This is a genomic window from Arthrobacter sp. HMWF013 (assembly GCF_003061105.1).
Classification (GTDB): Bacteria; Actinomycetota; Actinomycetes; order Actinomycetales; family Micrococcaceae; genus Arthrobacter.
In genome coordinates this window covers 1-9,150 of the sequence record NZ_QAIQ01000027.1, presented here as the reverse complement: position 1 = coordinate 9,150, position 9,150 = coordinate 1, and the positions used below count along the sequence as shown (strand labels likewise).

General features: G+C 64.4%; 11 protein-coding genes. 4 read left to right on the top strand and 7 right to left on the bottom strand.

Features of this window, described 5'->3' with window-relative positions:
- The 4 genes from DBR22_RS01150 to DBR22_RS01135 all read right to left on the bottom strand — a co-directional run.
- Window positions 1-630, bottom strand: a 630-nt coding sequence (locus DBR22_RS01150; RefSeq protein WP_258229001.1) for a DMT family transporter, incomplete at its 3' end; no start/stop codon positions are given.
- Complete coding sequence (locus DBR22_RS01145) at window positions 627-1,232, bottom strand: TetR/AcrR family transcriptional regulator (protein WP_108597402.1); 606 nt, start codon at window positions 1,230-1,232, stop codon at window positions 627-629. The genes DBR22_RS01150 and DBR22_RS01145, both read right to left, overlap by 4 nt.
- 96 nt (window positions 1,233-1,328) lie before the next feature.
- Window positions 1,329-1,901: an MOSC domain-containing protein gene (locus tag DBR22_RS01140; protein WP_108597401.1), complete on the bottom strand. Its 573-nt coding sequence runs from the start codon at window positions 1,899-1,901 to the stop codon at window positions 1,329-1,331.
- A 29-nt stretch (window positions 1,902-1,930) separates the two neighbouring features.
- The gene (locus DBR22_RS01135) at window positions 1,931-2,596 is read right to left on the bottom strand and encodes a DUF2306 domain-containing protein (RefSeq protein ID WP_258229000.1); all 666 of its coding nucleotides are present in this window, start codon (window positions 2,594-2,596) and stop codon (window positions 1,931-1,933) included.
- 137 nt (window positions 2,597-2,733) lie between these two features.
- On the opposite strand from DBR22_RS01135, the gene DBR22_RS01130 reads away from it, so the two are divergent.
- Complete coding sequence (locus tag DBR22_RS01130; protein ID WP_108597400.1) at window positions 2,734-3,453, top strand: TetR/AcrR family transcriptional regulator C-terminal domain-containing protein; 720 nt, start codon at window positions 2,734-2,736, stop codon at window positions 3,451-3,453.
- Between the two features lie 321 nt (window positions 3,454-3,774).
- Here DBR22_RS01130 and DBR22_RS01120 read toward each other — a convergent pair whose 3' ends face one another.
- Window positions 3,775-4,239, bottom strand: a complete 465-nt coding sequence (locus tag DBR22_RS01120) for an SRPBCC family protein (RefSeq protein WP_108597398.1) — start codon at window positions 4,237-4,239, stop codon at window positions 3,775-3,777.
- Window positions 4,240-4,297: 58 nt separating this feature from the next.
- On the bottom strand, window positions 4,298-4,684 hold the full coding sequence (locus DBR22_RS01115) for a DUF1801 domain-containing protein (protein ID WP_108597397.1): 387 nt from the start codon (window positions 4,682-4,684) through the stop codon (window positions 4,298-4,300).
- Window positions 4,685-4,788: 104 nt separating this feature from the next.
- Here DBR22_RS01115 and DBR22_RS01110 point away from each other — a divergent pair, with 104 nt between their 5' ends.
- Window positions 4,789-5,496: a Pr6Pr family membrane protein gene (locus DBR22_RS01110; RefSeq protein WP_108597396.1), complete on the top strand. Its 708-nt coding sequence runs from the start codon at window positions 4,789-4,791 to the stop codon at window positions 5,494-5,496.
- Window positions 5,497-5,578: 82 nt separating this feature from the next.
- Here DBR22_RS01110 and DBR22_RS01105 read toward each other — a convergent pair whose 3' ends face one another.
- Window positions 5,579-6,502 carry an AraC family transcriptional regulator gene (locus DBR22_RS01105; protein ID WP_108597395.1) on the bottom strand — a complete coding sequence of 308 codons (924 nt, stop codon included), beginning with the start codon at window positions 6,500-6,502 and terminating at the stop codon, window positions 5,579-5,581.
- Between the two features lie 275 nt (window positions 6,503-6,777).
- On the opposite strand from DBR22_RS01105, the gene DBR22_RS01100 reads away from it, so the two are divergent.
- Together DBR22_RS01100 and DBR22_RS01095 are read left to right on the top strand one after the other, a co-directional pair.
- On the top strand, window positions 6,778-8,124 hold the full coding sequence (locus DBR22_RS01100) for an ABC transporter substrate-binding protein (RefSeq protein WP_108597394.1): 1,347 nt from the start codon (window positions 6,778-6,780) through the stop codon (window positions 8,122-8,124).
- A gap of 26 nt (window positions 8,125-8,150) precedes the next feature.
- Window positions 8,151-9,119 carry a carbohydrate ABC transporter permease gene (locus tag DBR22_RS01095; protein ID WP_108597393.1) on the top strand — a complete coding sequence of 323 codons (969 nt, stop codon included), beginning with the start codon at window positions 8,151-8,153 and terminating at the stop codon, window positions 9,117-9,119.
- Window positions 9,120-9,150: the final 31 nt, after the last annotated feature.

Genomic DNA, 9,150 nt, shown 5'->3' with positions numbered 1-9,150 from the left:
CCCGCCGATGCCGAAGACCGTCCCCATGACCGCCCTTGAAGGTATGCCGGTATTGATCAGGCGGTGGGCAGCCCACGAGTACACCGCGTAGGTGAGCCCGGCCAGCAGCCCCAGGCCGATGCCCGCGGAGGTTTCCCAGGCTGAACCCGTCGCCGCCGGGTCCCCGGCGTTCCCCGCTTCCGCGAGACCTTCCGCGAGGCACAGCAGGACAGCTCCGGAGACGCCGAGCACCGCGCCGACGGTCCATCGCCGGGTGAACGGTCTTTTGTCCACCACCCGCTCCACGACGGCTGATGCGAGCGGGGCTGAGCCGATGGAGACTACCGTCCCCACGGCAACGCCGGCCAGATGCATGGAGGAATAGAACGCGAGGGGGTAGAGGGCAACGGCCAGTGATCCCAACGCCACCGTGGGCCAGTTCCCGCGCAATGACGGGCTGAAAGCCAGCATGGGCCGCGCCGCGATCGCCGCCTGCAGCAGGCCGCCGAAACCCATGGCGGCCGCACCGATTGCCAGCGGGCTCACGTCCGGGGCGAAGGTGGCTGCGGTACCTGTGGTGCCCCACAGGACCGACGCGGCGAGGACAAACAGCGCTCCCCACGTGGTTCCCTGGAATCCTGCGGGCTTCACAGGTTACCGATCAGGGTGTCAGCGATCCGGCGGGCTTCCAGGATGCACCGGTCGTCGCCTTCGAGTCCGGCGCGGGCCATCGAACCCTCGAGCAGGAAGGCCAGGTGCCGTGCCAGGAGTGGTACCCGTTCGGGTGCGTCCGGCAGCAGTTCCGCCAGATGTCCGGAGAGCAGCGCCTCTACGTCTTCCTTGTGCTGCCGGACCACCGCCCGTCCGGGGTCCCCGGCCGGCAGTTCGGCGGCTGCATTGAGCAGGCCGCAGCCTCGAAAACCCTTCTCGTAGGCCAGACCGGCGTGGTCCGCATAGGCATCGAAGACGGCGAGGATGCGCTCCTCGGGGGTTGCGGCCCTCTCACGTCTCGCGCGGTACAGCCGCAGCCATTCCTCATGGCGGGCGTACAGGTAAGCGGTCACCAGGTCGGCTTTGGAGGAGAAGTTGTTGTAGAGGCTCTTCTTGGCCACGCCGGCTTCGGCAGTAATGGTGTCGATGCCCGTACCGGTCAGGCCATTGGCATAGAAGCGCCGGGCAGCCGCCTCCAGGAGCGCCTCGCGAGCAGGCCTGCGGGCGCGGGTGCTTGGTGCTGCGGTCTGCTTCTCAGTCACTGACGGTCCTCGGCTGGCTGACGGTTTGAGTAGGTAGACCAGTCTACCTACTCCGTTCCGCAATCCGCCAGTGCCTTGCGGGCGGAGCCGGCGCGGCTACGGAAGCCGCGACGGCCGCAGGAGGGTGGGTACCCCGGCGCTCGCCGGGTCGAGCGGAACGGGGCTTATCAGGATGGCCGGTCCCCGGTGCAGGACGCCGTCCGAGAGGGGAGTGCAGCGCACGCCGCCCCGGCCGCGCATCGCCTTGTGCGCGCCCGGGGCGAGCATCTGGTCCATCCAGGCACACGGGTGGGCTGGCCGTCCAGCCCGGATCTGCACCAGTTCCCCGTGGGTTTCAAGGGCGAAGTCCTCGCCGATCAAAGGAGCCAGGTGGGCGCCTCGGAGGACAACATTGCGGCGCGTCAGCAGCGGGTCCAGTGGACCGGACCCCAGCTCCGCAGCGATGGCCTCGAGGGCCTCGACCGGGAACAGTGTTACGGCGGCGTCCATGTGCGCGGCCTTGCCGAAGAACCTGTCGCCCACAATGCCCTTCCCGGCCACCAGTTCCACGCGCTCGGCATCCGTGGTGGGCACATCCGCCGCGCCTTCGCGGGCACGGCCGAAATAGGCGTGAGCCGGCGATACGAGAAGGTGGAGGATCTCGACGTCGTACTTAAAGCTTTCCGTCATGACCCAAAACTACCCGCCGGGTTCTGCGATCACGCCACGTGCCGCCTCCGGATGTAGTACTCCGCCACAGCGAGGTTGATCACCCACGCAGCGCCCATAAGTACGGCCCTCGTGGTGACGTCCGGCGGGCTCGAGAGGAGTTCCGGCACGATGAGGATCAGGGCCTGGGTTCCGGCGCCGAGGGCGATGGCGTAGGCCCGGCTCATCCATGCACCATGCCGGGCAAAGTCGCGGCGGAGTATGGCCAGAGCTCCGAGTACGAGGCTCAATGCCATTGCCGAGCCGAAAATGAGTCTGAGGATGAGGAGGAGCTGCCCGTCGCTGGGTGGCAGCATGTAGAACACTGCCATCCACAGGCCTGAGAGCGCGGTGAGCATGCCGGCGGGAAGGAGGATCCGCCCGGCCATCCTGTGCCAGCTGCGCCTTCCGCGGCGGAGGGCCGGGTGGAACTGGAAAGCCCCGAGCAGCGAGTAAACCGTGACGCTGACAATATGGATCACCACGGGGGCGGGGGAATCGAAGAACCTGGCGTTGCGTTCCGTCACGGCGGCACCGCCCGATAGCTCGGTCAGCCGGGCGGCGCCTGCGATCACGGGGATGAGGCTGAGGAAAATCAATCCTGCGGGCACAAGCCATGCCGGCCGTGCCGCTTTGATCTGAGGCTTGTCCGGCGTCATCTGCCTGGTCACGTTCACGGTGGTCCCGTCCTGTAGGTCTGGTCAAACATGCTGCCGGTAGCGGCAATGTGTACGGTGTACGCCCTTATATGACCCACGGTAGGTGTACGGCGTACACTAGTCAAGAGTCAAAAGATTAACGGGAAGGTAATCACATGAGCGAGCCACGCGCTGCGTCCGTGCGGGTGCGGCTGAGCCGGGACCGGGTGCTCCAGTCCGCGGTCTCCCTGGCTGATGAAATCGGCATCGGGGAATTGAGCATGCGCAGGCTGGCCCAGGAGCTTGAGGTGGTGCCGATGGCGCTCTACAAGCACGTATCCAACAAGGACGAGCTGCTGGACGGGATGGTGGATGTCATTGTCAGGGAAATCGATCCGCCTGCCGATGAGCCCGCATGGCGGGACGTTGTCCGGCGCAGGATCCTCTCCGCCAGAACCGTGCTGCGGCGGCATCAGTGGGCCCGTCAGGTCCTGGAAACCCGGACGAACAAGACACCCGGGGTCCTGGCGTACATGGACTCGTTTATTGGCATTTTCCTGGACCGCGGCTTCTCTGTGGACCTGACCCATCACGTCATGCACGCCATCGGCAGCCGCATGTGGGGCTTCACCCAGGAATTGTTTGCCGAACCTGTGGACCGAAGCGGTGAGAGCGCACCTGAGGTGGACAGTGCAGTCCAGCAGGCCATGCTTCAGGAGATGTCCAGCCGCTATCCGAATGTCCTGAGGATAGCCATGGCGTCATCACACGATGAAGGAGGGGCGGTGGGACAGGGCTGCGACGACCAGTTCGAATTCGAGTTCGCCCTTGATCTCCTGCTGAACGGCATCGAAAGACTCCACGCTGAAGGCTGGACATCGGCCGCTACCTCCTGACAGTGGAGCCGATGCTGCGGCAAGGCTCAACCCATGAAGTCAGTACGGACTCCCCGGCCTGGAAGGCCACGATGCCACTCGTGGCGGCAGATCCGGAGTCACCGCATCCGGTTTGCACGCGAAGGCGGCCGGCCCGGACCTCGGCCGGCTGGGACGCGAACGACTCCTTGGGCTGCAGTTTGTACCGCTGGCACTGGCACTGGCACGACGCACCGATACCGCGGACACCGAATACCTGCTGGAGGTCCTCCCACTCAACTTGATTGGCAGGGCGGATGATCACCTCCAAAACAGGGCCCTGCGCCGGCGTTAAAGGCCCGTTCACGTGGGTTCCTTCTTCCCGCCGTTTCCGGCAAGGTGGCAGTTGCGTGCCTCGATCAGCTGCTTCAGGTAGCGGGCCAGCACCAGTTTCTCCACCAGTCGTCCCAACGGACCGAACGGGGCCGCGAACTCGATGCGGTCCACCATCGTGGTCCCTGAGGAATCCTCACTGAACTCGTGGACATGCCGGAACCGGCGGAACGGACCCTTGACCTGCTCATCCACAAAATAGTCAGGTGACGCCATCTCGGTGATCCGGCTCGTCATGTGAAGGGGAACGCCGAAGTGCCAGGCCCGCCACATAACTTCCTCACCCAGGGAGATGAGACCGGAGGTCACGCCGCCCACCGCGTCTTCACGTGAGTGTGCCATGGAGTCCTTGTGGATATCGATACTCCGGGCAAGGTCAAACAGCTCCCCTTGGGGAATGCTTGTCCGGGTTGTGCACTCAAAGTAGACGGCCATTGTCAGAGTATTGCAGCTCTGCCACTCCGGAGCCGCCCACCGCGGACAGTCCCCGGAATCAGGCCCGGACCCATTCCCGCACAAGCCCAATGAAGTCGTCCTGCCGGGCTGCCGCTGCTTCTGCGCTGGGAAAGATCACCTGGCCGCGGTCCTTCCCGATCATTTCCAGCAGTCCGCCCCACGTGGACGGATCGAAATCAAAGGCACTCCCGGTGGCTTTCGCGCCGCGGTGGAAAATCAGCTGGACGTGATGAAGCGGCCGCAGGTTGAACGTGACCCGATCAACGGAATCGAAACAGAAGCTCGGTGCTTTCCACTTGATCCGCTCTGTGATTGCCCCGTCGGCATCCAGGACAGCCAGGCGCAGGGACTCAATCACAGGCTTCAACGGATGATCCAGTGACTCAAGGAACGCGTCAACCGCCGGGTTTCGATTCAATGTCATAACGGACAGTCAAACACTCTCGGTACCGGCCCCAGCGTCTCATCCTGACCGCCACGGGCCTAAAGGCCGTACTGGGCAGCCTTCAGGCCTGCGACACTGGGCGAATGAGCGGTCCACCGGTGTTGATCCCCCCGATCGAGCGTCACGTTGACATCAACCGTGCCCTGCACCCCGACAACTTCTGGATCCGCATGGCCCGGTGCGCGGTGGGACTCGTTGTGCTCGTCGCCCTCATGCAGAAAACCTATGATGCCACGCTGCCGGGCAACGACGTCGATGTCTTTCAGCTCTATTCGGAGTTCACGGTCCAGTCGAACCTTGCGCTGGGGATAGGGCTGATCGTGGCCGCGGCGTGGCCACGGGCGCAGCTGCCGCCGTGGTGGGACCACGCGTTTGGCGCCCTCGTTCTTTATCTGGTGATGACGGGCATCATCTACGTAGTCCTCGTGGCGCCGCCGGACGAGCCGTGGTGGACCCTGGACATGTACTGGCCCCAACTGGTCCACCACCGCCTGGCTCCGCTGGTCGTCGCGCTCGACTGGCTCCTCGTAACGAAGACGGTTCGCGGTCCCTGGTGGCGGCCCCTCGCATGGCTGGGCTACCCGCTCGCGTTCCTTCTGTTCTCGTGGGTGCGCGGATCCATCGACGGCTGGTACGTCTACGACTTCCTCGACCCCACGCTCGACGGCGGCTGGCTTGCCATGCTGACGGTCATCGCGGAAGTGCTGGTCGCGTTCCTCGTTGTCGCGGTTCTGGTGCATTTTGCCGGCAACTGGCGTGCCGCGCTCGCAGCCGGACGCGAGCGGCGTTGACACTCGCGTCCGTCATCGACCAACGGCCGACGGCGGGAGGTTCCGTCCCGCCGTCGGCGGTTCCCCTTGAACGGCGCACTAGTCAGCCGTGCAAACGCTGGCGGTACTGCCGCGGCGTTTCGCCGGCGTCGTTGAGGAAATGGCGGTTGAAGTTGGACAGGTTGGAGAAGCCGACTTCGTAGCAGATATCGGAAATGGGTTTGTCGCTGCGCTCCAGAAGGCGCCGCGCGTGCGCCAGCCGCAGCTTTCGGACCAGGTCGCTGAAATTCTGGCCGGTGGCACGGTTGAAGTACTTCGAGAAGGTCGGTTCGGGCATGCCCACCAGGGCAGCGGCCCCGGCCATCGTGACGCTGCCCGCGTGGTTGCTGAAGACATACTCCAGAACGATGTCGACGACGGCGGCGGCCTGCCCGTCCAGCTGCGGCCTGAACCATTCGTCGGCAAGGTAGCGCCGTTCCTCCTGCGGTGCCGCGGCGAGGATCCCGAACAGGGCAAAGAGGTGCTCGAGCCGTTGCAGGCCCGTGGTGGTTCCCATGGCCTCGATGGCAGCTGACGCGCTCTCGGCTGAACGTCCCAGGAACTCGATTCCCCGGGCGGACTGCTCCAGCAGCGGTTTGATCTCCGCCATCTCCGGGACCAGGGACGCGGTCTGCTCAACCCATTTCCCGTCGAACTGGATGACGACGTCCCTGCCCTCCAGTACCTCACCGGGTTCAAGGTCGCTGACCCAATCGTGCGGCAGGCCCGGCCCGACGATGGACACATGGCCGGCCTCGAATGTGCCGATGTGGTCGCCGACGATGAACTTCCCGGTGCCCTTGCGGATGAGGTGGATCTCGTACTCAGGGTGGTAGTTCCACCGGGCCACCGGGCTGGGATAACTGTGCTGGTGCCACCGGACCGAGTGGTTGGGGTCAGGCGGGATGACCTCGCGGTTGGCCCGCATTCCCAGCAGTCTCTCGGCCAGCCTGGCCGTAGCTCCGTCCGCTACATCGGCGGCAGTCATGGTGATCTCCGTTGGTCAGGGGTTATGAATTCTGGACAGCGCTTCGGGGCCCTTACCCCAGATTAGACCCCGCAAGGGGAGGGATTGGGAAAATTAGTATCAGAAACCGGCAACCAGGGCGCTAGTTGTGCCCTATGCCACAGGCCTATCGTTGAGGAACACCAGCGGGGTACACCGGACTTCCCGGTTACTGGCCCCGACCCCCGGTCCCCGGTACAGCGACATGGCAGTTGATGTGCGGGACTGCGCACCCCTGAAGAACAAAGGAGTCCTTAATGCGCTCAAAAATGCGTGCAGCGACCCTGGCCGCCGGCGCTTTGTGCGTCGCCCTCAGCGCCTCGGCCTGTGCAGGTGCCGGCGGAGGCAATTCTGCCGGCGATCCCAACAGCATCAATGTCCTGATGGTCAACAATCCCCAAATGGAGGACCTGCAGCGGCTCACCGCGGAGAACTTCACCGCGGAAACCGGTATCAAGGTCAACTACACGATCCTGCCTGAGAACGACGTCCGGGCAAAGATCAGCCAGGAGTTCTCCAGCCAGGCAGGCCAGTACGACGTCGCATCGCTGTCCAATTACGAGATCCCGTTCTATTCCGCCAACGGCTGGCTTGCGCCGCTCGACGATGTGGCTGCGGATCCCGCTTTCGACCAGGACGACATCCTGCCCGCCTACACGGCGTCCCTCACCGGCGCCGACGGCAAGCTCTACGGCGAACCGTTCTACGGCGAATCGTCCTTCCTGATGTACCGGAAAGACATCCTGGAGGCCAAGGGCCTGACCATGCCGGAGAAGCCCACCTGGGATGAGGTCGCGGACATCGCGGCACAGGTGGATGGCGCCGCTCCGGGAATGAAGGGCATCTGCCTTCGCGGCCAGCCGGGCTGGGGCCAGGTGTTTGCGCCGCTGACCACCGTGGTGAACACGTTCGGAGGCACCTGGTTCGACAAGGACTGGAACGCCCAGGTCAACTCGCCGGAATTCACCGAGGCGGTGGAGTTCTACACCAAACTGGTCCGCGAGCACGGTGAACTCGGTGCCGCCCAGGCAGGGTTCACGGAATGCCTCAACAACATGAGCCAGAGCAAGGTGGCCATGTGGTACGACGCCACATCAGCTGCCGGAGCACTGGAATCCGACGCCTCACCTGTGAAGGGCAAGATCGGCTACGCCCAGGCACCCATCAAGGAAACCAAGTCCTCCGGCTGGTTGTGGACCTGGTCCTGGGCCATGCAGGCGGCGTCAAAGAAGCAGGACGCTGCGAGCAAGTTCATTGCTTGGGCAAGCTCCAAGGATTACGAGGAACTGGTCGCCACCAAACTCGGTTGGGCCAAAGTCCCCTCCGGCAAGCGCATCTCCACGTACGAGAACGAGGAATTCCAGAAGGCGGCCCCGTTCTTCGAGGCCGAGCGTTTCGCCATTGAGAACGCCGACCCGAAGAACCCCGGCGCCCAGGAACGTCCCGCCGTCGGCATCCAGTTTGTCGGCATTCCGGAGTTCGCCGCTCTGGGCACCAACGTGTCCCAGGGAGTCAGCTCCGCCATCGCCGGCCAGGGTTCTGTGGCTGATGCGCTGGCCAAGGGCCAGGAAGCGGCCCAAAAAATCGGCAATAAGTACAAGTAGCAACAACCGAAACGCAGGAGAACCTCATGACTACCGCAACGGCGCGTATCTCCCGATCGGGGCACAGCGCAGCCAAACCATCCAAGAATGCACGCTCGAGGGAACGCGCCCTGGCCTGGGCACGGCGGGCACCACTGCTGCCGGCCCTGATCTTCCTCATCGTCGTCACGCAGCTGCCGTTCGTCGTGACGCTGATCATCTCGTTCATGAACTGGAACAGCCTCAGCCCCGACAAGACAGCCTTTGCCGGGTTGGAGAACTACGCCACGGTCCTCACGGATCCGGACCTGCGCCAGGCAATCTTCACCACCATCCTCCTGACCGTATCGGTGGTCCTGGTGAGCCTGTTGATCGGCCTGGGCCTGGCGCTGCTGCTCGACAAGAAGTTCATCGGCCGCGGCTTGGCCCGGACGCTGCTGATCGCCCCGTTCCTGGTGGTGCCCGTAGCCGCGGCGCTGATCTGGAAGCACGCCCTGCTCAACCCCACCTACGGGCTGATCAACGGCATCCTGACCTGGATCTGGTCCCTGTTCGGCAGCGCCCCGGCGCCCCAACTGGACCTCCTGTCCCAGGCGCCCATGATGGCCGTCATCGTCTCGCTGGTCTGGCAGTGGACCCCGTTCATGATGCTCATCCTGCTGGCCGGCCTGCAGTCCCGGCCCATGGACACCGTGGAAGCAGCGCAGATGGACGGCGCCACCCCCTGGGCCATCTTCCGGCACCTCACTCTGCCGCACCTGCGCCAGTACCTGGAGCTGGGCGGACTCCTCGGGGCGATCTACATCGTGCAGAACTTCGACGCCGTCTTTACCCTCACCGCCGGCGGACTCGGCACGGCCAACCTGCCCTATGCGATCTATCAGACGTTCTACTTCGCCAACGAATACGGCCTGGCATCCGCCGCCGGCGTCGTGGTGGTCATCGGCACCATCATCGTGGCCACATTCGCACTCCGCACCGTCTTTTCACTCTTCAAGAAGGAGGCAGCACGATGAGCACCCTCACCCCCGCCGCACCCCAAAGCAC